21 protein-coding genes and 2 pseudogenes are annotated in these 21545 nt (G+C 61.3%); 14 read left to right on the forward strand and 9 right to left on the reverse strand.

Annotated features, from left to right (window positions below):
• The first annotated feature begins 24 nt into the window (after nt 1–24).
• From P3C29_RS08155 to P3C29_RS08170, 4 genes are all read left to right on the forward strand, one after another.
• Nucleotides 25–1023: a bile acid:sodium symporter family protein gene (locus P3C29_RS08155; protein WP_169388033.1), complete on the forward strand. Its 999-nt coding sequence runs from the start codon at nt 25–27 to the stop codon at nt 1021–1023.
• Nucleotides 1024–1111: 88 nt separating this feature from the next.
• Nucleotides 1112–2302 carry a sugar transporter gene (locus P3C29_RS08160; protein WP_063029199.1) on the forward strand — a complete coding sequence of 397 codons (1191 nt, stop codon included), beginning with the start codon at nt 1112–1114 and terminating at the stop codon, nt 2300–2302.
• Nucleotides 2303–2344: 42 nt separating this feature from the next.
• Nucleotides 2345–2911, forward strand: coding sequence for a hypothetical protein (locus tag P3C29_RS08165; protein WP_201123332.1), 567 nt, complete (start codon nt 2345–2347; stop codon nt 2909–2911).
• A gap of 39 nt (nt 2912–2950) precedes the next feature.
• Nucleotides 2951–3319, forward strand: a complete 369-nt coding sequence (locus P3C29_RS08170) for a hypothetical protein (protein ID WP_201123334.1) — start codon at nt 2951–2953, stop codon at nt 3317–3319.
• A 9-nt stretch (nt 3320–3328) separates the two neighbouring features.
• Here the strand turns inward: P3C29_RS08170 and P3C29_RS08175 are convergent.
• Both P3C29_RS08175 and P3C29_RS08180 read right to left on the reverse strand, forming a co-directional pair.
• Nucleotides 3329–3409, reverse strand: a pseudogene (locus P3C29_RS08175) (outer membrane lipoprotein carrier protein LolA); the annotation flags it as partial.
• A 41-nt stretch (nt 3410–3450) separates the two neighbouring features.
• A complete protein-coding gene (locus P3C29_RS08180) occupies nt 3451–3729 on the reverse strand; it encodes a hypothetical protein (protein WP_201126271.1) in 279 nt (92 codons plus the stop codon).
• A gap of 191 nt (nt 3730–3920) precedes the next feature.
• Between P3C29_RS08180 and P3C29_RS08185 the strand changes: the two genes are divergently transcribed.
• Together P3C29_RS08185 and P3C29_RS08190 are read left to right on the forward strand one after the other, a co-directional pair.
• Entirely contained in the window at nt 3921–5474 is a 1554-nt protein-coding gene (locus P3C29_RS08185) for a TerC family protein (protein WP_201123336.1), read from the forward strand.
• A 79-nt stretch (nt 5475–5553) separates the two neighbouring features.
• Nucleotides 5554–6396 (forward strand): PhzF family phenazine biosynthesis protein, encoded by an 843-nt coding sequence (locus P3C29_RS08190; protein WP_201123338.1) that lies wholly within the window; start codon nt 5554–5556, stop codon nt 6394–6396.
• Here P3C29_RS08190 and P3C29_RS08195 read toward each other — a convergent pair.
• Together P3C29_RS08195 and P3C29_RS08200 are read right to left on the reverse strand one after the other, a co-directional pair.
• Nucleotides 6332–6727 carry a thioredoxin family protein gene (locus tag P3C29_RS08195; RefSeq protein WP_201123340.1) on the reverse strand — a complete coding sequence of 132 codons (396 nt, stop codon included), beginning with the start codon at nt 6725–6727 and terminating at the stop codon, nt 6332–6334. The genes P3C29_RS08190 and P3C29_RS08195 overlap by 65 nt on opposite strands.
• A 148-nt stretch (nt 6728–6875) precedes the next feature.
• Nucleotides 6876–7112 (reverse strand): hypothetical protein, encoded by a 237-nt coding sequence (locus tag P3C29_RS08200; protein WP_169388035.1) that lies wholly within the window; start codon nt 7110–7112, stop codon nt 6876–6878.
• Between the two features lie 334 nt (nt 7113–7446).
• On the opposite strand from P3C29_RS08200, the gene P3C29_RS08205 reads away from it, so the two are divergent.
• The 8 genes from P3C29_RS08205 to P3C29_RS08240 all read left to right on the forward strand — a co-directional run bounded on the left by P3C29_RS08205 (nt 7447) and on the right by P3C29_RS08240 (nt 14077).
• A complete protein-coding gene (locus P3C29_RS08205) occupies nt 7447–8295 on the forward strand; it encodes a transporter substrate-binding domain-containing protein (protein WP_010173359.1) in 849 nt (282 codons plus the stop codon).
• 52 nt (nt 8296–8347) lie between these two features.
• A complete protein-coding gene (locus tag P3C29_RS08210) occupies nt 8348–9010 on the forward strand; it encodes an amino acid ABC transporter permease (RefSeq protein ID WP_275964264.1) in 663 nt (220 codons plus the stop codon).
• A gap of 9 nt (nt 9011–9019) precedes the next feature.
• Nucleotides 9020–9682, forward strand: a complete 663-nt coding sequence (locus P3C29_RS08215; protein ID WP_177088475.1) for an amino acid ABC transporter permease — start codon at nt 9020–9022, stop codon at nt 9680–9682.
• Nucleotides 9679–10464, forward strand: a complete 786-nt coding sequence (locus P3C29_RS08220) for an amino acid ABC transporter ATP-binding protein (RefSeq protein ID WP_201123342.1) — start codon at nt 9679–9681, stop codon at nt 10462–10464. The genes P3C29_RS08215 and P3C29_RS08220 overlap by 4 nt, the downstream gene beginning before the upstream one ends.
• Nucleotides 10465–10488: 24 nt before the next feature.
• Nucleotides 10489–10878, forward strand: coding sequence for a RidA family protein (locus P3C29_RS08225; protein ID WP_010173353.1), 390 nt, complete (start codon nt 10489–10491; stop codon nt 10876–10878).
• Nucleotides 10879–11056: 178 nt separating this feature from the next.
• Nucleotides 11057–11821, forward strand: coding sequence for an IclR family transcriptional regulator (locus P3C29_RS08230; protein ID WP_003208002.1), 765 nt, complete (start codon nt 11057–11059; stop codon nt 11819–11821).
• A 9-nt stretch (nt 11822–11830) separates the two neighbouring features.
• Entirely contained in the window at nt 11831–13039 is a 1209-nt protein-coding gene (locus P3C29_RS08235) for an amino acid deaminase (RefSeq protein ID WP_201123344.1), read from the forward strand.
• 129 nt (nt 13040–13168) lie between these two features.
• Nucleotides 13169–14077, forward strand: coding sequence for a sugar kinase (locus P3C29_RS08240; protein WP_275964265.1), 909 nt, complete (start codon nt 13169–13171; stop codon nt 14075–14077).
• A gap of 16 nt (nt 14078–14093) precedes the next feature.
• Here the strand turns inward: P3C29_RS08240 and P3C29_RS08245 are convergent.
• From P3C29_RS08245 to P3C29_RS08265, 5 genes and pseudogenes are all read right to left on the reverse strand, one after another.
• A pseudogene (locus tag P3C29_RS08245) lies at nt 14094–14384 on the reverse strand (peptidylprolyl isomerase); the annotation flags it as partial.
• Nucleotides 14385–14411: 27 nt separating this feature from the next.
• Nucleotides 14412–16949 (reverse strand): PAS domain-containing protein, encoded by a 2538-nt coding sequence (locus tag P3C29_RS08250; RefSeq protein WP_275964266.1) that lies wholly within the window; start codon nt 16947–16949, stop codon nt 14412–14414.
• A gap of 135 nt (nt 16950–17084) precedes the next feature.
• Nucleotides 17085–19043, reverse strand: a complete 1959-nt coding sequence (locus P3C29_RS08255; protein ID WP_275964267.1) for an acetoacetate--CoA ligase — start codon at nt 19041–19043, stop codon at nt 17085–17087.
• Between the two features lie 109 nt (nt 19044–19152).
• The gene (locus P3C29_RS08260; protein WP_169388038.1) at nt 19153–19926 is read right to left on the reverse strand and encodes a 3-hydroxybutyrate dehydrogenase; all 774 of its coding nucleotides are present in this window, start codon (nt 19924–19926) and stop codon (nt 19153–19155) included.
• A 7-nt stretch (nt 19927–19933) separates the two neighbouring features.
• Entirely contained in the window at nt 19934–21325 is a 1392-nt protein-coding gene (locus tag P3C29_RS08265; protein WP_010173338.1) for a GntP family permease, read from the reverse strand.
• Nucleotides 21326–21545 lie beyond the last annotated feature (220 nt).

The following is a 21545-nucleotide window of genomic DNA, read 5'->3' on the forward strand; positions in this document are numbered from 1 at the left end:
TGGCAACCCCTGGAAGATTGGCCTATGACCCGCCCACGTTTTTTACCTGACAACTTCACCCTGACCCTGGTCGCGACGGTGATCCTCGCGTCCCTGCTGCCCGCCAGCGGCCAGACCGCCGTGGCCTTCGGCTGGGTGACCAACCTGGCCATCGCGCTGCTGTTTTTCCTGCACGGCGCCAAACTGTCGCGCCAGGCCATCGTCGCCGGTGCCGGCCACTGGCGCCTGCACCTGCTGGTGTTCAGCCTGACCTTCGTGCTGTTTCCGTTGCTGGGCCTGGCGCTCAAGCCGGTGCTGTCGCCGCTGATCGGCAAAGACCTGTACATGGGCATGCTCTATCTGTGTGCATTGCCTGCCACGGTGCAGTCGGCGATTGCCTTTACGTCCCTGGCCCGGGGCAACATCCCGGCGGCGATCTGCAGTGCGGCGGCATCGAGCCTGTTCGGGATCTTCCTCACGCCGTTGCTGGTGACCTTGTTGCTTAACGTGCACGGCGACGGCGGTTCGACGGTCGACGCGATTCTGAAGATCAGCGTGCAACTGCTGCTGCCGTTCGTCGCCGGGCAAATCGCCCGCCGCTGGATCGGCGAGTGGGTAGGGCGCAACAAATCCTGGCTGAAGTTCGTCGACCAGGGCTCGATCCTGCTGGTGGTCTACGGCGCGTTCAGCGAAGCGGTCAACGAAGGCATCTGGCACCAGATTCCGCTGTGGGAGCTGGGTGGCCTCGTGGTGGCCTGCTGTGTGTTGCTGGGGCTGGTGCTGGTGGCGTCCACCGTGCTGGGCAAGGCGTTCGGGTTCAGCCAGGAAGATCGCATCACCATTTTGTTCTGCGGCTCCAAGAAGAGCCTGGCCACCGGTGTACCCATGGCCCAGGTGCTGTTCGCCGGGGCGACCATGGGCGTGCTGATCCTGCCGCTGATGCTGTTTCACCAGATCCAGTTGATGGTGTGTGCCGCCTTGGCCCAGCGTTATGCCAAGCGTCCGGAATCGATTCCGGAGCTGATGGGGCAGGTCGATCCCTGAACCGTCGTGTTACTATTTTTTGCGCGCGGCTCAAGGGCCGGCATCGGGCCGGCTTGATCTGCGCGCAAACGAGTACGACGACCTGTAAATGAGCATTTCCGCCGCAACACCTCAAGCCAACTGGCAACCGGTCTTCGCCCTCGCGTTGGCCGCCTTCGTTTTCAATACCACCGAATTTGTGCCGGTCGGCCTGCTGAGTGCCATCGGCGCGAGCTTCGACATGCCCATCGCCAGCGTCGGCCTGATGCTCACCATCTATGCGTGGATCGTGTCCCTGACCTCGCTGCCGGTGATGCTGCTGACCCGCAACGTCGAGCGGCGCAAGCTGCTGATCGTGCTGTTCGGCATGTTTATCGCCAGCCATATCCTGTCCAGTGTGGCCACCAGTTTTGGCATTTTGATGCTCAGCCGGGTGGGTATTGCGTTGTCCCATGCGCTGTTCTGGTCGATCACGGCGTCCCTCGCGGTGCGCCTGGCGCCGGAGGGCAAGCAGGTGCAGGCCCTTGGGCTGCTGGCTACTGGTACTTCGCTGGCGATGGTGCTGGGTATCCCGCTCGGCCGCTTGCTGGGCGAAGCCATGGGCTGGCGCACCACGTTTCTGGTGATCGGCGCGTTTGCGGCCGGGCTGGTGTTCTGGCTGGCGCGGACCTTGCCGCTGCTGCCGAGCCAGAACTCCGGTTCGTTGCGCAGCCTGCCGCTGCTGTTCAAGCGCCCGGCGCTGGTGGCGTTGTATGTGTTGACGGCGATGGTGGTGACGGCGCAGTTCACCGCCTACAGCTATGTCGAACCCTTCGTTGAAGGCGTTGCCGGTATGAGTGGCAACACCGTGACCCTGATCCTGCTGGTGTTTGGCGGCGCGGGGATCATTGGTTCGTTGTTGTTCAGCCTGGTGCACCGCTTTAACCCCCATCGTTTCCTGATCAGCGCCGTGACCATCCTCGCGCTGTGCCTGGCGTTGTTGCTGCCGTTGAGTGGCGAGGTGTCGTACCTGGTGACCCTGAGCGTGTTCTGGGGCATGGCCATCATGGGCTTTGGCCTGGCGCTGCAATCCAAAGTATTGGTGCTGGCGCCGGATGCGACGGATGTGGCGATGGCGATGTTTTCCGGGATCTACAACATCGGCATTGGCGGTGGGGCGCTGATGGGCAGTTGGGTGGGCAGCCACTTTGGGTTTGCCTGGATAGGTGCGGCGGGCGGGTTGTTGGCGGCAGTGGCGTTGATTGGGTATTGCCTGGCGATTTATCGATTTGGGCAGGGTGTGGCTCGCGGCCCTCTTTAGGCGCGACATTCTTGATGCAGTGATTTTTTCTAGGGATTTAGTATGAAAGCAGGGTTGCTGATCGTTGTTTTATTGATGCTGGGTGGTTGCGTCACCAACCAGTTGCACTTCGCTTCTTATACCTCTGACGCGGAGTTGGCCAGCATTAAGAACAGTGCTGTTCAGTCGGATATTGTCGGGGTTTCAGGCTACGAGCGTTGTGGGCCCTGTACTGAACGAAGCAAGATTGTATGGCATGCCGCGAACCACGAAATCGTCAGCCTCTACGAGGGGATGGCCAATGTCCCTGTTGATGATTGGGTTGACTTTACCAGGCGGGCTATAGGGTCTGATTCGGCATCGTCCATTAAAGCCCGGGTCGAGATTGATCGGGTTTTCGTAAAAACCTGGAGTGATCCCGAATACTATGCAACTGATGTAGAACTTTCGGTCTATATCGGCGGTGTCAAATATGCCGGGCATTCACGAATCAAGATAAAAGGCGCAGGCCAGACGCTTATTCAGCGGGATAAAGTGGCTTTCAATTCAGCTACCCTCGATGCCGTCAGTGTGGGGTTGAAGGCGGCTTATCTGGATGCGTTTGCAAAGTTTAAAACCTCAACTCACTGATGGCGCCGCTTACTGCTTGCTCCTACAGGAGGTATTTCCATGGTAGTTCGTTTGATTAAACCGGCGGTATTTGCAGTGCTCGCCGGGTTTTCCGTGTTGTGGCTCAGCCCTGCAAGCCTGGCGGCCAGTTTTGACTGTGACCGGGCGAAGGCGCCTGACGAGAAAACCATCTGTGCCACGCGCTCCCTCAATGATCAGGACGTGACCATGGCGCTGCTTTATGACCTCAACCGGCACTTCATGGCCATGGGCGGGCGCGGTTCGTTGATGGATGATCAGGCTGCGTGGCTCAAGCAACGGCATACGTGCGGCGCCCAAGTCAGTTGCCTGAGCAAAGCCTATACGCAGCGTATTGCGATGTTGCGTAGCTTTATTGATGAGCGGGTGATGACGAAGGGGCCGTTCTGAACGGCCGCTTACTGTAGGGGCGAGCTTGCTCGCGAAAAACCTGAGAGCGTCGTTGAGTGTCAGGCTTCCCGAGTTATCGTTGACGTCCATCGCGAGCAAGCTTGCTCCTACAGAAGCAGGGTGTGCTTTGTTCAGGCGTCGCTAGGTTGGATCCGGCGGCCTATTACATCCATCAGGTCACAGCCATCGCGTAGCGGAATGGCGAGCAGGCGTGCAAAGTCGTGAAGCACGACGGCGTCGCTGCTGATTTCTTCGCGGAAGGCGATATTTTCCAGCAGTTGGGTCACGGCGTTGATGCGGTAAGCGGCAGCCAAGGCAATCGTCGACACGCTATCTATTACAGATCTTGTAATAATTTTAGATTGTAGGAAATTACCGTTTCGCCTGTACGATTCAAGTACTTTTTCCATAACAGGACCTACATGAACACCCTCTCGGAGCCTCCCAGTCGTCTTTCCCCAAGACATTCACTGCCGCCGTTCCCGCTGATCGCCTGCCTCAACGCCAAGCACCCCTTATTCCGATTGCCTACCCTTACCCGGTCCCTCGACCGTGCGTTGCCGTGCCCGGCATTCTGAAAAACTTGAAGAGATACTGAAAAATGGAATGGTTAGCGGATCCAACGGCCTGGCTCGGCCTGTTGACTTTGATTGTGCTGGAGCTGGTGCTGGGCATCGACAACCTGGTGTTTATCGCGATCCTGGCGGACAAGCTGCCGCCGGAGCAGCGTGACCGTGCGCGTCTGATCGGTTTGTCCCTGGCATTGCTGATGCGCCTGGGCCTGTTGGCAAGTATTTCGTGGTTGGTGACCCTGACCCAACCGCTGTTCGAGGTGTTCGACAAGAGTTTCTCGGGCCGTGACCTGATCATGCTGTTTGGTGGTGTGTTCCTGTTGTTCAAGGCCACCATGGAATTGCATGAGCGGCTTGAGGGGCATGTCGCCCAACGTACCGGCAACGTGGCTTATGCGATGTTCTGGCCGATCGTTGCGCAGATTGTGGTGCTGGATGCGGTGTTCTCCCTGGATGCGGTGATTACCGCCGTGGGCATGGTGGATGAGCTGGCAGTGATGATGATCGCGGTGATCATTTCCATCGGCCTGATGATCATTGCCAGCAAGCCGCTGACCCGTTTCGTCAACGCCCACCCGACGGTGATCATGCTGTGCCTGGGCTTTTTGATGATGATCGGTTTTGCTCTGACGGCCGAAGGCCTGGGCTTCCACATCCCCAAAGGCTATCTGTACGCGGCCATCGGCTTCTCGATCCTGATCGAGCTGTTCAACCAGATCGCCCGGTCGCGCCGCAAGAAGTCGGCCCAGGGCACGCTGCCGAGGCGTGAGCGTACGGCCCATGCGGTGATGCGTTTGCTCGGCGGGCGTAATTTGGCAGTGGAGGAGGTAGACGAAGAGGTCGCCGACCTGCTGGACAACCCCGATGCCAGCGGCGGGCCGCTGTTTGACCGGCGTGAGCGGGTGATGATCAGCGGGGTGCTGCAACTGGCTGAACGCCCGATCCGTACGCTGATGACGCCCCGGGCCAAGGTGGACTCTATAGATCTGTCGGACGATCCCGACACTATCCGCCTGAAACTGATGCATTCGTCTTACTCGCGTCTGCCCTTGATCCGCAACGGTAATATCGACGAGCCATTGGGTTTTGTGCACAAGAAGGAGTTGCTCAAGGAATACCTGGCCGGTAACGAGCCGAACCTGGAGCACCTGGCACGCCGGGCGATCAACCTGCTGGAGAGTTTTTCGATCCTCAACGCCCTGGAGCAGATGCGCCAGGAGTCGACCCACATTGCCTTCGTGATCAACGAATTCGGCGATTTTATCGGGGTGTTGAGCATGACCGACATCCTGGAATCCATCGCCGGTGAGTTGCCGGATGCGAGTGAAGTCGAAGGGCCGGATATCGTCGAGGAGGAGGGTGGTTTCCGGGTCAACGGTGCCTTGAACCTCAACCTGATCCGCCAGCGTACCGGTTTCAAGGCCGTGGCCACGGAGGATTACCAGACCCTGGCCGGGCTGGTGATGAGCCTGCTGGATCGCCTGCCGGTGGTGGGCGATAGCCTGGAACACGAGGGCTGGCGCCTGACCGTGGCCGCAGTGGAGGAACGGCGAGTTACGCAGGTGCTGCTGGCACCGCTGTAGCGGGTGGATTTCATTCGACGCTGGGCTGGCCTTTGGATAGCATCGCCGCTCACTGAACCGTTAAGGAAGGGTTACCCGAATGACTTTGGACGTGCTTAAGATTTCTGCATTCTGTGATGGCAACCAGGGCGGTAACCCGGCCGGCGTATGGATCGGTGACAACTTGCCGGAAGCCGCAGAGATGCAGCGTATCGCTCACGAAGTCGGGTTTTCGGAAACCGTATTCGCCTGTCCGCAGGACGATGGCTGGCGCGTGCGGTACTTCGCGCCGCAGGCCGAAGTCGCCTTCTGCGGGCACGCCACCATCGCCCTTGGCGCGGCCTTGAGCCTGGCGCTGGGCGATGGCGAATTCCACCTGACGTTGAACAACGGCGATATTTCCGTCAGCGGCCGCAGCGAAGGCGACCTGATCGAAGCCGCGCTGCAATCCCCGCCAACCCGCAGTGCACCGGCAAACGATGCGCTGGTGGACGCGGGCCTGAGGTTGTTCGGCTACACCCGCAATGACCTGGACCCGAGCATCCCACCGGCAATCATCCATGGCGGTATCGACCACCTGGTGCTGGCCCTCGACAGCCGCGCGAAGCTCAGCCAGATGCACTATGAACTGGAGGCCGGTCGCCGCTACATGACAGAGGGCCGCCTGGGCACTGTGGTACTGGTGTTTGCCGAAAGCCCGACACTGTTCCACACCCGTAACCCGTTCGCGGTGGGCGGTGTGTACGAAGACCCGGCCACGGGCTCCGCTGCCGCCGCATTTGCCGGCTACCTGCGGGACCTGGGCTGGCCGCACAACGGCCGTATCGACATCATCCAGGGCGAGGACATGGGCAGTCGCTCACGCTTGCAAGCGCAGATCACCGATGAGAAGGGTGCTTCGATTCGTGTTTCCGGCACGGCGCGGTTGATGCTGGAGGACTGAACCTGGCGTAGCGGCTGAACGTCTCCATGACGGTGTGCTCCTGTTCCTCCCAGCGCCCAAACCCTTTCAGCTTCTCGACCATCTGGCCGTTTTGGAATATCAGCAGGGTAGGTGTGCCAGTCACCTCCGGATGCCTGGGGGTTTGAGCTGTGTCGAGTACCAGGCTTTTTACCCGGTTGGCGAATTTCCCGGCAATCCGCTCAAACAGTGGCCCGGCTTCCCCGCAGGCCGGGCAACGCTGCGAGACAAACAACATGAACACCGTCTCATGCGACGCGAGCACTTGCTGATATTCCTCGGCATTGGCAATCACCGCCGTTGCAATTCCCATGATGATCTCCTAGGCAAAAGGGCATGCCCCACGCTAAGCCCGGCGATCAAAACGGTCTACTGTCAAAACTAACAGGTACCCTGCAGCAAGCCGCTTTTGTGGTGAGGGGGCTTGTCCCCCGTTGGGCTGCGCAGCAGCCCCAAGGCTTTCAACGCTGCGCCCGTTCCCGAGCCTTCTTCGCCAACCCCACGCACTGCTTGTAGTCGCCCTGTTCCTTGGCGTCCTTCGCCCGGCGATAACCATGATGATTCTGGGTGGTGTAGTTCGTACTGAACGCCGCCTTGAGCTTGACCAGTTCGGCCTTGCATTCGCGCCGGTCATCCTTGGCAAACACCTGGCTGGCAAACACCAGCGACAACACCATAAGCACAAGACTGATCTTCATCTGAGCGCATTCCTTGGGGGCGGATCACCTGCAAAGGCTAGCCCAGCCACGGGATATTTCCATTCGGCCATCGCACCGCTTTCGTGCACGGTAACGCGCTGCTCCCGCACCCAAATGTGGCCTGTCACCCCGGTGTGTAGCCAACGGTAGCAATCTGATTGCAACGACGGGTCTGACGCCTCATCGCCGATACAAATTTATCTAGTTGATTTTAAAGGAAATTAATCCCGCAATATTTTTCTGTTACTGCGTGTGGCACACTTTCTGCTGTCTATTCCGTTGTTACATACTAAGTTCCGGTATAGCGGAATACACAACTCCTGGAGTGCTTGTCATGCATCACCGACCTTCCGTGTTTAAAGCGTGTGTTTTTCTCTTCGCCGCATCGGCTTCCCTCGCAAGCGTAGTGCAAGCGGCGGACAGCAAGCTCGATACGGTGCTCAAGCGTGGGCACCTGATCGTGGGTACAGGCAGTACCAATGCGCCGTGGCACTTCCAGGGAGCGGATGGCAAGTTGCAGGGTTTTGATATCGACATCGGCCACATCGTCGCCAAGGGGCTGTTCAACGACCCGAGCAAAGTCGAGTACGTGGTGCAGTCCTCCGACGCCCGGATTCCCAACCTGTTGACCGACAAGGTCGACATGAGCTGCCAGTTCATCACCGTCACCGCCAGCCGTGCGCAGCAAGTGGCCTTCACCCTGCCGTACTACCGCGAAGGCGTGGGCCTGTTGCTGCCGGCCAACAGCAAGTACAAGGAAATCGAAGACCTGCAAGCCGCAGGCAGCGACGTCACCGTGGCCGTGCTGCAGAACGTCTACGCCGAAGAGCTGGTGCACCAGGCATTGCCTAAAGCCAAGGTCGACCAGTACGACAGCGTCGACCTGATGTACCAGGCCGTGAACTCCGGCCGTGCCGACACCGCCGCCACCGACCAGTCCTCGGTCAAGTACCTGATGGTGCAAAACCCGGGTCGCTACCGCAGCCCGAGCTACGCCTGGAGCCCGCAGACCTACGCGTGCGCCGTCAAGCGTGGCGACCAGGACTGGCTGAACTTCGTCAACACCGCGCTGCATGAAGCCATGACCGGCGTGGAATTCCCGATGTACAAGGCCTCGTTCAAGCAATGGTTCGGTGTGGATCTGCCAGAGCCTGCGATCGGTTTCCCGGTTGAGTTCAAGTAATTCGTAAACACTGGGGCGTCGCTGACGGCGCCCCAATCAGGTACTGCCGACCATGAACTATCAGTTGAACTTTGCCGCTGTGTGGCGCGACTTCCCCAGCTTGCTGGCGGGGCTCGGCCTCGGCCTTGAACTGGCACTGCTGTCCATCGCCATCGGTTGCGTGATCGGCCTGTTGATGGCGTTTGCCATGTTGTCCAAACACCGTGCGTTGCGCATCGTGGCCTCGGTGTATGTGACGGTGATCCGCAACACCCCGATCCTGGTGCTGATCCTGTTGATCTACTTCGCCTTGCCGAGCCTCGGTATCCGGCTGGACAAGATCCCCTCGTTCATCATCACGCTGTCGCTGTACGCCGGTGCCTACCTCACCGAAGTATTCCGCGCAGGCCTCTTGAATATTCCCAAGGGGTTGCGTGAAGCGGGCCTGGCCATCGGCCTGGGCGAATGGCGCATCCGCGTGTACATCACCGTGCCGGTGATGCTGCGCAACGTGCTGCCGGCGCTGTCGAACAACTTCATCTCGCTGTTCAAGGACACCTCCCTGGCGGCTGCGATCGCGGTGCCGGAGCTGACCTATTACGCCCGCAAGATCAACGTCGAAAGCTACCGGGTGATTGAAACCTGGATGGTCACGACCGCGCTCTACGTGGCTGCCTGTTACCTCATTGCCATGCTGCTCCGTTACCTGGAACAGCGTTTGGCGATTCGCCGCTAAGGAGCGCCCATGTACGAATCCCCCAGCTGGCTGCATGAGTTGTGGATCGCCCGGGAAACCCTCTGGGCGGGGTTCCAGACCAGCGTCTATTGCTCGGCCCTGGCGATTATCTTCGGCACCCTGATCGGCATCGTTGCCGGGTTGATCCTGACCTACGGCAAATTCTGGATGCGTGCACCGTTTCGCCTGTACGTCGACCTGATCCGCGGTACGCCGGTGTTTGTGCTGGTGTTGGCATGCTTCTACATGCTGCCGGCGCTTGGCTGGCAGATCAGCGCGTTCCAGGCCGGTGCCGTGGGCCTGACGCTGTTCTGCGGCTCTCACGTTTCGGAAATCGTGCGCGGTGCGTTGCAAGCCATTCCCAAAGGGCAACTGGAAGCGGGCAAGGCCATCGGCCTGACGTTCTACCAGTCCCTGGGCTATGTGCTGCTGCCTCAGGCGTTGCGGCAGATCCTGCCGACCTGGGTCAACTCGTCCACGGAAATCGTCAAGGCGTCCACCTTGCTGTCGGTGATCGGCGTGGCCGAATTGCTGCTCAGCACCCAACAGGTCATCGCCCGGACGTTCATGACCCTGGAGTTCTACCTGTTCGCAGGCTTTATGTTTTTTGTCATCAACTACGCCATCGAATTGTTGGGGCGTTACATTGAAAAGCGGGTGGCATTGCCATGAACCAACTCTCAAAAGAAAGCCAGCCACTGCTGAACATTCGCGGCCTGCGTAAACAGTACGGCCCGGTGGAAGTGCTCAAGGGCGTCGATCTGACCCTGCAGCGCGGCAACGTCGTGACGTTGATCGGCTCCAGCGGTTCGGGCAAGACCACGCTGCTGCGCTGCGTCAACCTGCTGGAAGAATTCCAGGGCGGCCAGATCACCCTCGACGGCGAATCCATCGGCTACAGCGACGTCGGCGGCAAGCGCGTGCGCCATCCGGAACGGGTGATTTCCCAGCATCGCGCGATGACGGGCATGGCGTTCCAGCAGTTCAACCTGTTCCCGCATTTGACCGCGTTGCAGAACGTCACCCTGGGCCTGCTCAAGGTCAAGAAGATGGGCAAGGACGAGGCGGTTGCACTGGCGGAAAAATGGCTGGACCGTGTCGGCCTGCTGGAGCGGCGCAATCACTTCCCGGGCCAATTGTCGGGCGGCCAGCAACAGCGTGTGGCGATTGCCCGGGCGATTGCGATGAACCCGAGCCTGATGCTGTTCGACGAAGTCACCTCGGCCCTCGACCCGGAACTGGTGGGTGAAGTGCTCAGCGTGATCAAGGGGTTGGCAGAAGAGGGCATGACCATGTTGCTGGTCACCCACGAAATGCGCTTTGCCTATGAAGTCTCGGACAAGATCGTCTTCATGAACCAGGGCCGCATTGAAGAACAGGGGCCGCCGAAAGACATCTTCGAACGCCCGCAATCGCCGCGACTGGCGGAATTTCTCAAGAACATTCGTTTTTAATTCACTCGTTTCAGGAGATCCATTATGAGCATTACTCGTTACGGCACCGGCGCCACCGCAGGCGGTGGCCAGCCTCGTCCTTTCGCCCGCGCGGTGGAAGCGGACGGCTGGTTGTACGTGTCGGGCCAGGTGCCGGCGGTGGACGGTGAAATCATCACCGGCGGGATCGTCGAGCAGACGCACCAGACCATGAAGAACGTGGTGGCGATCCTCGAAGAGGCCGGCTATGCGCTCGAAGATGTGGTGCGTGTAGGTGTGTGGCTGGAAGACCCACGGGACTTCTGGAGCTTCAACAAAGTGTTCGGCGAATACTTCAACCCGGAACATGCCCCGGCGCGGGCGTGTGTGCAGGCGAACATGATGGTCGACTGCAAGGTGGAGATCGATTGCGTGGCCTACAAGAAAAAAGGCTAAATGCCCGACCGCAACTTGCAGTGATGAAACTCGTTGTGGCGAGGGAGCTTGCTCCCGCTGGAGTGCGAAGCGCTCCCGTTTTTTTGGGGCCGCTTCGCAGCCCAGCGGGAGCAAGCTCCCTCGCCACAGAGGACTCATCTGCTGCGATTTTAAGCCTTTGACGGGACCCGAAACTGCCATGACCGAAGACACCATCAAACGCCGCGCCAAGGGCCTCGACCGGGCGTTCGATATCCTCGATTTCCTCAAGGAAATCGGCCAGCCCCTGCGCCCGAATGATATCGCCAGCGGCATTGGCAGCCCCAAGTCCACGGTCTACGAACTGGTGGCCTCGCTGCTGGAGCGGCGCATCCTCGAAACCGTGGGCAAGGACGGTCACGTCTACCTCGGCCGTCAGCTGTACTTCCTCGGCCAGGCCCACCTGCGTCATTTCGACCTGACCCGCGAAGCCGACCACGCCCTGCAGGAAATCGTCAGCCAGACCCACGAAACCGCCCAGATGTGCCTGCTCAACGGGCGCAAATACACCGTGGCGCTGATGCGCGAAGGCGAGCGGCATTTCCGCATTTCCTCCGACATCGGCGAGAACGCCCCAATCCCCTGGACCGCCTCCGGCCGCCTGCTGTTGGGCCACCTGAGCGACCAGCAAATCATCGACCTGATCGACTACGACGATTTCATCCTCCCGGACGGTCAGCGTCTGCCTCTGGAAACCTTCCTCGGGCAAATTCGTCAGGCCACCCTCGACGGATTTTTCTCCTTCGACAGCGTTGCCGACACCTTTACCCATTGCTTTGCCGCCCCGGTGCGGGACGCCCAAGGCATCAGTATTGCGACCCTGTGCATCGTGGCCCCACGGGCCGATGCCATCAAAAACTACAACGACTATCGCCGGGTGCTGATCGACAGCGCGAACAACCTGGCCCGTCGCATCAACGAATAGGAAACCCTTATGTCTGCCTTCAATGCCGTTGAAAAAGGCGCCGCCGAAGTCGGTGCGCATCTGGTGCGTGACGTCAGCCTGCCGGCCCTGGTGCTGCACCGTGATGCCCTGGAACACAACATCCGCTGGATGCAGGCATTCGTCAGCAACAGCGGCGCGCAACTGGCGCCCCATGGCAAGACCAGCATGATGCCGGCACTGTTCCAGCGTCAGATCGAACAGGGCGCCTGGGGCATCACCCTGGCCAATGCCGTGCAGACCCGCGCCGCGTATGCCGGTGGTGTTCGCCGGGTATTGATGGCCAACCAGCTGGTGGGCGCGCCGAACATGGCGCTGATTGCCGACCTGCTGGCCGACCCGGAATTCGACTTTCACTGCATGGTCGATCACCCGGACAACGTCGCCGACCTGGGCGCATTCTTCGCCGCCCGTGGCCTGCGCCTGAACGTGATGATCGAATACGGTGTGGTCGGCGGGCGTTGCGGTTGCCGGAGCGAACAGGAGGTGCTCGACCTGGCCAGGGCGATCAAGGCCCAGCCTGCGCTGGCCCTCACCGGCATTGAAGGTTACGAAGGGGTGATCCACGGCGATCACGCCATCAGTGGCATCCGCGAATTCGCCGCTTCCCTGGTGCGCCTGGCCGTCGACCTGCAAAACAGCGGCGCCTTCGACCTCGGCAAGCCGATCATCACCGCTTCGGGCTCGGCCTGGTACGACCTGATCGCCGAGTCCTTCGAAGCCCAGAACGCCGCCGGCCGCTTCCTCAGCGTATTGCGCCCGGGCAGCTACGTGGCCCACGACCACGGTATCTACAAAGAAGCGCAATGCTGCGTACTCGACCGTCGCAGCGACCTCAACGAAGGCCTGCGCCCCGCGCTGGAAGTCTGGGCCCATGTGCAATCCTTACCGGAGCCAGGCTTCGCGGTGATCGCCCTGGGCAAGCGCGACGTCGCCTACGACGCCGGCCTGCCGGTGCCGCTCAAGCGCTACAAGGCTGGCGTGCTGCCAGCCGAGGGTGATGACGTGACCGCGTGCAAGGTCACCGCCGTGATGGACCAGCATGCGTTCATGGTCGTCGCACCGGGGGTTGAGCTGCGCATTGGCGACATCATCTCCTTCGGCACATCCCACCCGTGCCTGACGTTCGACAAGTGGCAAGTGGGTAATTTGGTGGATGAGCAACTGCAAGTGATCGAAAGCCTGCATACCTGCTTCTAGACCGAGTCGCGCCCATCGCGAGCAAACCCGCTCCCACATCGACCGTGTTCCTTCAGGTACAACACGGTCAACTGTGGGAGCCGGGCTTGCCCGCGATGAGGCCCTCAAGTACATCGAGAGACCCCAGGCATGAACACAAAACCCCGCATCGCCCTCATCGGCGAATGCATGATCGAACTGCAACACCGCGCCGACGGCAGCCTGCAACAAAGCTTCGGCGGCGACACCCTGAACGCCGCCGTCTACCTGCGCCGCGAACTGGGTGAGCCGAGCACCGTCGACTACGTCACCGCCCTGGGCGATGACAGCTTCAGCGACGCCATGTGCAAGCACTGGGCTGAGGAAGGCCTGGGCCTGGGTATGGTCCAGCGCTTGCCCGGGCGCTTGCCGGGTTTGTACTGCATCCAGACCGACGCCAAGGGCGAGCGCAAATTCCTCTACTGGCGCAACGAAGCGGCGGTACGCGACTGCTTCACCACACCGGCGGCCGAGCCGATTCTGGCGGCGTTGCCGGGGTATGACGTGGTGTATTTCAGCGGCATCACCCTGGCGGTGTTGGGAGAAGTGGGCCGTGAGCGGTTGCTGAAAACCCTGATCGAAACCCGTAGGCGCGGCGGCAAAGTGGTGTTCGACAACAACTACCGACCGCGCTTGTGGGCCAGTGTAGAAGCGGCGCGTGCGGCGTATCACACGGTGTTGGCCGAGGTGGATATCGCCCTGTTGACCGAAGATGACGAGCGGGCGTTGTTTGGCTACGAGGACAGCGAACAGGTATTTGCGGCGTACCCGACGATTGCCGAGGTGGTGCTCAAGCGGGGCGCGGATGTTTGCCTGATTCGTTGTGAAGATGAGCGATTCGAGGTGCCGGCGCTGGTGGTGGAGAAGGTGGTCGACACCACGGCGGCGGGGGATTCATTCAGTGCGGCGTACCTGGCCAGCCGGCTCAAGGGCGGCTCGCCGCAGGATGCAGCCTTGGCCGGGCATCGCCTGGCGAGCCGGGTCATTCAAGTACCGGGTGCACTGATCCCCCGAGACTAACGCCACAACCAGCCCCTCAATCCCGGTAAAACACCTGCACCAGGTGATACCCGAACTTGCTCTTGATCGGCCCGTGAACCACCTTCACGGGCTTTTTGAAGATCACCGCATCAATCACCCCCACCATCTGCCCCGGCCGCACTTCACCCAGATCACCGCCGCGCTTGGCGGAAGGGCAGGTGGAATACTTCTTGGCCAACACATCAAACGCTTCGCCCTTGGCAATACGCTGCTTGAGCTGTTCGGCTTCCTCGCTGGTTTTCACCAGAATGTGACGGGCTTGGGCTTTCATTGATCGGTCCTGATGTGAAACGGCGCGCGATTATGCCTGAAGTCAGGCCTCTGAGCTGATCATGCTGCGGATTTTGTTAGCCAGCAGGTCAATCGAAAACGGCTTGGCCACCATGTCCATGCCTTCCTCCAGGAACCCTTGGCGCTCGGCGGCTTTCTCGGCGTAACCGGTCATGAACAGCACTTTGAGTTCGGGCCGGTGCTGCCGTGCAATCTCCGCCAGTTGCCGGCCATTCATCCCGGGCAGGCCCACGTCGGTCACCAGCAAGTCCACGCGCAGATCGGATTCCAGTAACGGCAATGCCGCCCGTGCATCCGCCGCCTGATGGGCGGTGTAGCCCAGTTCATCCAGTACATTCACCACCAGCATCCGCACTGCCGGGTCGTCCTCGACCACCACCACCGCTTCACCCGCCAGCGCCACCGGGGCTTCGGCCTGGCTGGCGGGCGCGGTTCTTTCCAGCGCGGTGCCATGCAGGCGCGGCAGGTACAGGCGCACGCAGGTGCCCTGGCCAGGCTGGCTTTCAATCGTGACGTGCCCGCCGGACTGCTGGGCAAAGCCATAGATCATCGACAACCCAAGGCCGGTGCCCTGGCCGATGGGCTTGGTGGTGAAGAACGGGTCGAAGGCCTTGGCGAGGATCTTGGCGGTCATGCCGGCGCCGTTGTCGCTCACGCCGAGCATCACATAGTCGCCGGCCTTGACCGGCTCCAGGGTGGTGATGTCGGTGCCGTCGAGGTAGCTGTTGGCGGTCTCGATGCACAATTGCCCGCCGTCGGGCATCGCATCGCGGGCGTTGATCACCAGGTTGAGCAGGGCGTTTTCCAGCTGGCTGGCGTCGGTGTTCACCGGCCACACGTCGGCGCCCAGGTTCACCTTGAGTTCGATGTGCGCGCCCTTGGTGCGGCGGAACAGGTCTTCCAGGGACGCCACCAATTGGTTCGGGTCCACCGGCTTGCGGTCCAGCGACTGGCGGCGCGAGAAGGCCAGCAGGCGGTGGGTCAGCGCGGCGGCGCGATGGGCCGAGGACACGGCGGCGTCGGTGAAGCGGCCGATCTCGTCGCTGCGCCCGGCGGCGATGTAGCGTTGCATCAGGTCCAGGCTGCCGATGATCCCGGTGAGCATGTTGTTGAAGTCATGGGCGATGCCGCCGGTGAGCTGGCCGACCGCTTCCATCTTCTGGGCATGGCGCAGGGCGTCTTCGGCACGCTCGCGCTCGAACATCTCGTTTTGCAGGCGCTGGTTGGCTTCGGCCAGGGCCTGGGTGCGCTGGCTGACGCGCTCTTCGAGGTTTTCGTTCAGCTGACGCAGGGCTTCTTCGGTGAGCTTGCGCTCGGTCTCGTCGATCACAAAAATGTAGAAACCGTTGACCGAACCGTCGGCGCTGAAACGCGGCAGGTATTTCATCAGCGCGTGGCGCGGCCGCCCGTCATGGTGCGGCGTGACGGTGACAAAACTGCAGGCCTTGCCCTTCAGCGCCGCTTCGATTTTGTCGACGCGCCCGGCATAGACTTCATCCCCCAGCACCTCGCGGATGGACTTGCCGTACAGCTCCTGCGGGGTCATGCCGTACCAGTCCAGGTAGGCGCTGTTGTTCAGGCGAAAGCGTTGCTCATGGTCGACATAGCCGATCAGCACCGGCATGGCGTTGATGATCAACTGCAGCTCGGTCTGGCTTTGGCGCAGGGCCTGTTCGGTGTGCTTGCGTTCGGTCAGGTCGAGGGCGGCGCCGAGAAAGCGCGCCGGGCGGCCATGGTGGTCCTTGTAGCAGCGACCCCGGGCAAACACCCAGCGCACTTCGCCACCGGCTTGCAGCAGGCGGTATTCCTCGGCGTATTCGGTGCCGTGGGTGATGCAATGCTTGATGCTGCGGGCCACCATGCCACGGTCTTCGGGGTGCACGCCTTGCAGGTAATCGCTGATGGGCAGCAGGCCGGCATCGCAAGGATCAACGCCGTGCAACTGGGCGAAATGCGCGTCGGCGATAAACCGGTCTTCGCCGATGTCCCAGTCCCAGGTGCCCACGGCGTCGGTGGCGGCCAGGGCCAGTTGCAGGCGCTGCTCGGTGTTGCGCTGGGCCTTGAGGCTGTTTTCGGTACGCTGCTGGAGTTCCAGGGCGATGCGCCGGCGCTCGTTGGTTTCGATCGCGGTGATCAGGATCCCGGCGACCTGGCCGCGTTCGTCACGAATCGGGCTGTAGGTCAGGTCGAGCCAGATCTCGGTGTCACGGTGGTTGCGTTGCAGCACGAAACGCTGTTCGGTGAAGGTGCGCACCTGGCCCGTGAGGACGGCGCTGTAGATCGGGTCGGTGAACGGCTTGAGTTCCGGCCAGATCAGGTCGGCGGGCTGGCCGAAGGCAGCCGGGTGCTTGTTGCCGGCCAGCAGGGCGAAGCCGTCGTTGTAAATCTGGGTGAGTTCGGCGCCCCACAGCAACAGCATCGGCATCGGCGAATGAATCACGATGTCGACGGCTGTACGGAGGCTTTGCGGCCAATCAATGGCGTCACCGAGGGGGCTTCGTGCCCAGTCCAGCCGCGCAATCAGTGCCGCGGCCTCGCTGCCGGTGGGTGATACGTTCATGTAAATGCCCTGCGCGTAACGCTTGAAGAATGACAAAAGCCGATTATCCCGCGAGCGGGGATCGGCTTTCCACCCTCGAAAAATAGCATGCTTGAGGGCTTTGTCTTCAAATGAGTGCTTAAGGGCTAAAACGTTTCATCTTTCTGCCAGCTCCCGACGGTCACGGAATTGCTCCAGCGCTTCGGGGTTGGCCAGTGCGTCGGTGTTCTTGACCGCCTCGCCGTGCACCACATTGCGCACCGCCAATTCAACGATCTTGCCGCTGATGGTGCGCGGGATATCCGTCACCGCCAGAATCTTCGCCGGCACATGGCGTGGCGTTGTGTTGGCGCGGATCACCTGGCGGATCTGTTGCTCGAGGGCGTCGTCCAGTTCGATGCCGTCGTTGAGACGCACAAACAACACCACTCGCACGTCGTCCTGCCAGCGTTGGCCGATGGCCAGGCTTTCCAGGACCTGGGGTACCTTTTCCACCTGGCGATAAATCTCCGCAGTGCCGATGCGCACACCGCCGGGGTTGAGCACGGCGTCTGAACGACCATGGATCAGCAGGCTGCCATTGGGCCGTTGTTCGGCGTAGTCGCCCTGGGCCCACACGCCGGGGAACTGGCTGAAATACGAGGCCCGCAGTTTTTTCTGATCAGGGTCATTCCACAGGCCGATGGGCATCGCCGGGAAGTGTCGGGTGCACACCAACTCGCCTTTTTCGCCCACCAGCGGGTGGCCCTGGTCGTCCCACACTTCGATGGCCATTGCCAGGCTCTTGCACTGCATCTCGCCACGGCGCACCGGCAGCACCGGGTTGCCGATCACAAAGCAGGAGACGATGTCGGTACCGCCCGACATCGACGACAGGCACAGTTCGGGCTTGATCTCGCGGTACACGTAATCGTAGCTCTGGGGCGACAGCGGCGAACCCGTGGAGATCAAGCCCTTGAGGCTGCCCAGGTCATGGCTCAGGCGCGGTTGCAGCCCGGCTTTTTCCAGGGTCGCGAGGAATTTCGGGCTGGTGCCGAATACGCTGATTTTCTCCTGATCGATCAGGTCCATCAGGCGTTCCGGCCCGGGGTGAAACGGTGAACCGTCATAGAGCACCGCCGTGGCACCGATGGCCAACACCGACACCAGCCAGTTCCACATCATCCAGCCGCAGGTGGTGTAGTAGAACAGGCAGTCGTCCCGGGACAGGTCGGCGTGCAGGCCGTGTTCCTTGAGGTGGGTGAGCAGCACGCCGCCGGTGCCGTGGATGATGCACTTGGGCACGCCGGTGGTGCCGCTGGAATACAGGATGTACAGCGGGTGGTCGAAAGGCACGGCGACGAAGTCGGGCTCGCCGCCAGGGGTGTAGAAGTCGCTCCAGAGTGCAACGCTGGCTTGGGTTTGATAGTCCTCGGGGCGCGCTTGCGGGCGGGCATACGGCACGATAATCAGCTGTTGCAGGGACGGCAGGCGTTCGAGGATTTCATTGAGCTTGCTGCTTTGGTCGATGACCTTGCCGGCGTAGCGGTAGCCGGCGCAGGTGATCAGCACCTTGGGTTCGATCTGGCCGAAGCGGTCGATCACGCCCTGGGTGCCGAAATCCGGCGACGAGCACGACCAGATGGCCCCGAGGCTGGTGGTGGCGAGCATGCCCACCAGGGTTTGCCAGGTGTTGGGCATGCACGCGGCCACCCGGTCACCCACGCCCACACCGGCGGCCCGCAGGCTGCGTTGCAGGCCGGCGACGTGGCGGGCCAGTTCGGCGTAGGTCAGTTGCTCGCGCTGGCCGTCTTCGCCGAGGGCGACCACGGCGGTGTGATCATCGCGGCGGCGCAGCAAGTGTTCGGCAAAGTTCAGGGTGGCGCCGGGAAACCACTGGGCGCTGGGCATCTCGGCGTCTTCGATCAGCACCGCGCTGGGCGGTGTACGGAACTGCACATCGAAGAACTCGACAATCGCCCGCCAGAAGTCCGGACGCTGCTCGATGCTCCACTGGTGCAGGGCCGGGTAATCGCTGATCTGCAAGGCATGGCGATCATTGATGAAACGCCGGAACTGGTCCATCCGGGTGGCGTGGATGCGTTCGGGGGAGGGTTGCCAGAGTATTTCGGACATAAGGAAATCTCTTGTTCTTGTGTCAAATCTGCCAAACAACACAGGTCAAAATGTGGGAGCAGGCAAGCCAGCTCCCACATTTGATCTCCGGTGTCTTGGGGATCGTCGTTTATTGGGCCAGCCAGCCGCCGTCGATATTCCACGCCGCGCCGCGCACCTGGCTGCCGGCTTCGCTGCACAGGAACAGTACCAGTTCCCCCAGTTGCGGCGGTGTCACGAATTCCAGCGACGGCTGCTTCTCCGCCAGCAAATCATGCTGCGCCTGTTGCGGGTCCACCCCGGTCGCGATGCGATCATCAATCTGCTTCTGCACCAGCGGCGTCAACACCCAGCCCGGGCAAATGGCGTTGCAGGTGACATTACTCTGGGCCGTTTCCAGGCCCACCACTTTGGTCAGGCCGATCACCCCGTGCTTGGCCGCCACATAAGCCGCCTTACCCACCGAACCCACCAGACCATGCACCGAAGCGATATTCACGATCCGTCCCCAGCCCCTGGCCTTCATGCCCGGCAGGCTCAGGCGCGTGCTGTGGAACACCGACGACAGGTTGATCGCAATGATCGAGTCCCAGCGCTCCACCGGAAACTCATCCACTGGCGCCACGTGCTGGATCCCGGCGTTGTTCACCAGGATGTCGATGCCGCCAAACTCGCGCTCGGCGTAGGCGATCATCTCGGCGATCTGCGCCGGGTCGCTGACGTCGGCAGGGTGATGCCCGACCTTGCCGCCGAAGGCCTGCACCTGGGCGATCACCGCGCTGGCGTCGCCGAAACCGTTGAGGATCAGGTTGGCGCCGGCCTTGGCCAGGCTCAGGGCAATGCCCAGGCCGATGCCGCTGGTGGAGCCGGTGACCAGGGCGGTCTTGCCGTTCAATGTCGTCATATCAACCTCACACAATGCCGGTGGCGTAGAAAGTACCAATCACCACGAACACCGCGAGGGTCTTGATGATCGTGATGCCGAAAATATCTTTATAGGCTTCGCGGTGGGTCAGCCCGGTCACCGCCAGCAGCGTGATCACCGCGCCGTTGTGGGGCAGGGTGTCCATGCCGCCGCTGGCCATGGCCGCGACCCGGTGCAGTACTTCAAGGGGGATATTGGCCGCATGGGCCGCTGAAATAAAGCTCTCCGACATGGCCGCCAGCGCGATGCTCATACCGCCCGAGGCTGAACCGGTGATACCGGCCAGCAGGGTCACGGTAATCGCTTCGTTGACCAGCGGGTTGGGGATGCCCTTGAGCCAGTCCGCCAGCACCAGGAAGCCCGGCAAGGAAGCGATCACTGCACCAAACCCATATTCCGACGCGGTGTTCATCGCCGCCAGCAGGGCACCGCTGACCGCGCTCTTGCTGCCCTCGGCAAGCTTGCTGCGAATCGCCGAGAAACCGAACACCAGCACTACGATGATCCCCACCAGCAAGGCCGCCTGCACCGCCCAGATCGCCGTCAGCTTGGCGACTTCGGTTTGTACCGGCGCGCTCATGCCCGGCAGGCTGAGGGTGTGGGTCTTGCCGTACCACAGCGGAATCCAGTGGGTGAACAGCAGGTTCATGATACCCACCAGCAACAGCGGCGACAGGGCGATCCACGGGTTGGGCAGCTTGATGTCTTCGGCGGTTTCCGGCTCGTTGCGCAGGTTGGTGCCATAGCCTTCACCGGCGCGCTGGGCCTTGTTGCGCTGGCGGGCCAGGTACAGCATGCCGACGCAGAACACGAAGATCGTGCCGATCAATCCCAGCCACGGCGCGGCCCAGGCGGTGGTGTTGAAGAAGGTGCTGGGGATGATGTTCTGGATCTGCGGCGTGCCGGGCAGGGCGTCCATGGTGAACGAGAACGCACCGAGGGCGATGGTCGCCGGCAACAGGCGCTTGGGGATATTGCTCTGGCGGAACATCTCGGCGGCAAACGGGTACACCGCGAATACCACCACGAACAGCGACACGCCGCCGTAGGTCAGCAGGGCGCACACCAGCACGATCACCAGCATCGCCTGGCGGGTGCCGAGCAACTGGATCGCCGCGGCGACGATGGAGCGCGAGAAGCCGGAAATCTCGATCAGCTTGCCGAACACCGCGCCGAGCAGGAACACCGGGAAATACAGTTTGAGGAAGCCGACCATTTTCTCCATGAACACCCCGGTAAAAGCGGGAGCGACGGCGGAAGGGTCGGTGAGCAGCACGGCGCCGAGGGCGGCGATGGGGGCAAACAGGATGACGCTGTAGCCACGGTAAGCGGCCAGCATCAGCAACGCCAGGGCTGCGAGGGCAATGATCACACTCATGGTGTGTCTCCATCTGATTGTTATTTTTGTGGGGGTGAGGCTGTGGGGAGGGGCCATAGCGAGATGTGTGCCAAGTGGTTAACTTGTTGAAATGTAAGGGTAATATTGTCTTTGGATGCTTGGATTCCGGAATTTGTCTCTGAATTGAGACTGGCGGTGATCAAATGTGGGAGCTGGCTTGCTGTGGTGAGGGGGCTTGTCCCCCGTCGGGTTCACCACA

Source organism: Pseudomonas sp. 1912-s (assembly GCF_029269205.1).
GTDB lineage: Bacteria > Pseudomonadota > Gammaproteobacteria > Pseudomonadales > Pseudomonadaceae > Aquipseudomonas.

Excerpts from the sequence above, each read along its gene's own strand:
- P3C29_RS08155 (WP_169388033.1), top strand. The coding sequence starts at position 25 with ATGACCCGCCCACGTTTTTTACCTGACAACTTCACCCTGACCCTGGTC.
- P3C29_RS08160 (WP_063029199.1), top strand. The coding sequence starts at position 1,112 with ATGAGCATTTCCGCCGCAACACCTCAAGCCAACTGGCAACCGGTCTTC.
- P3C29_RS08165 (WP_201123332.1), top strand. The coding sequence starts at position 2,345 with ATGAAAGCAGGGTTGCTGATCGTTGTTTTATTGATGCTGGGTGGTTGC.
- P3C29_RS08170 (WP_201123334.1), top strand. The coding sequence starts at position 2,951 with ATGGTAGTTCGTTTGATTAAACCGGCGGTATTTGCAGTGCTCGCCGGG.
- P3C29_RS08180 (WP_201126271.1), bottom strand. The coding sequence starts at position 3,729 with ATGGAAAAAGTACTTGAATCGTACAGGCGAAACGGTAATTTCCTACAA.
- P3C29_RS08185 (WP_201123336.1), top strand. The coding sequence starts at position 3,921 with ATGGAATGGTTAGCGGATCCAACGGCCTGGCTCGGCCTGTTGACTTTG.
- P3C29_RS08190 (WP_201123338.1), top strand. The coding sequence starts at position 5,554 with ATGACTTTGGACGTGCTTAAGATTTCTGCATTCTGTGATGGCAACCAG.
- P3C29_RS08195 (WP_201123340.1), bottom strand. The coding sequence starts at position 6,727 with ATGGGAATTGCAACGGCGGTGATTGCCAATGCCGAGGAATATCAGCAA.
- P3C29_RS08200 (WP_169388035.1), bottom strand. The coding sequence starts at position 7,112 with ATGAAGATCAGTCTTGTGCTTATGGTGTTGTCGCTGGTGTTTGCCAGC.
- P3C29_RS08205 (WP_010173359.1), top strand. The coding sequence starts at position 7,447 with ATGCATCACCGACCTTCCGTGTTTAAAGCGTGTGTTTTTCTCTTCGCC.
- P3C29_RS08210 (WP_275964264.1), top strand. The coding sequence starts at position 8,348 with ATGAACTATCAGTTGAACTTTGCCGCTGTGTGGCGCGACTTCCCCAGC.
- P3C29_RS08215 (WP_177088475.1), top strand. The coding sequence starts at position 9,020 with ATGTACGAATCCCCCAGCTGGCTGCATGAGTTGTGGATCGCCCGGGAA.
- P3C29_RS08220 (WP_201123342.1), top strand. The coding sequence starts at position 9,679 with ATGAACCAACTCTCAAAAGAAAGCCAGCCACTGCTGAACATTCGCGGC.
- P3C29_RS08225 (WP_010173353.1), top strand. The coding sequence starts at position 10,489 with ATGAGCATTACTCGTTACGGCACCGGCGCCACCGCAGGCGGTGGCCAG.
- P3C29_RS08230 (WP_003208002.1), top strand. The coding sequence starts at position 11,057 with ATGACCGAAGACACCATCAAACGCCGCGCCAAGGGCCTCGACCGGGCG.
- P3C29_RS08235 (WP_201123344.1), top strand. The coding sequence starts at position 11,831 with ATGTCTGCCTTCAATGCCGTTGAAAAAGGCGCCGCCGAAGTCGGTGCG.
- P3C29_RS08240 (WP_275964265.1), top strand. The coding sequence starts at position 13,169 with ATGAACACAAAACCCCGCATCGCCCTCATCGGCGAATGCATGATCGAA.
- P3C29_RS08250 (WP_275964266.1), bottom strand. The coding sequence starts at position 16,949 with ATGAACGTATCACCCACCGGCAGCGAGGCCGCGGCACTGATTGCGCGG.
- P3C29_RS08255 (WP_275964267.1), bottom strand. The coding sequence starts at position 19,043 with ATGTCCGAAATACTCTGGCAACCCTCCCCCGAACGCATCCACGCCACC.
- P3C29_RS08260 (WP_169388038.1), bottom strand. The coding sequence starts at position 19,926 with ATGACGACATTGAACGGCAAGACCGCCCTGGTCACCGGCTCCACCAGC.
- P3C29_RS08265 (WP_010173338.1), bottom strand. The coding sequence starts at position 21,325 with ATGAGTGTGATCATTGCCCTCGCAGCCCTGGCGTTGCTGATGCTGGCC.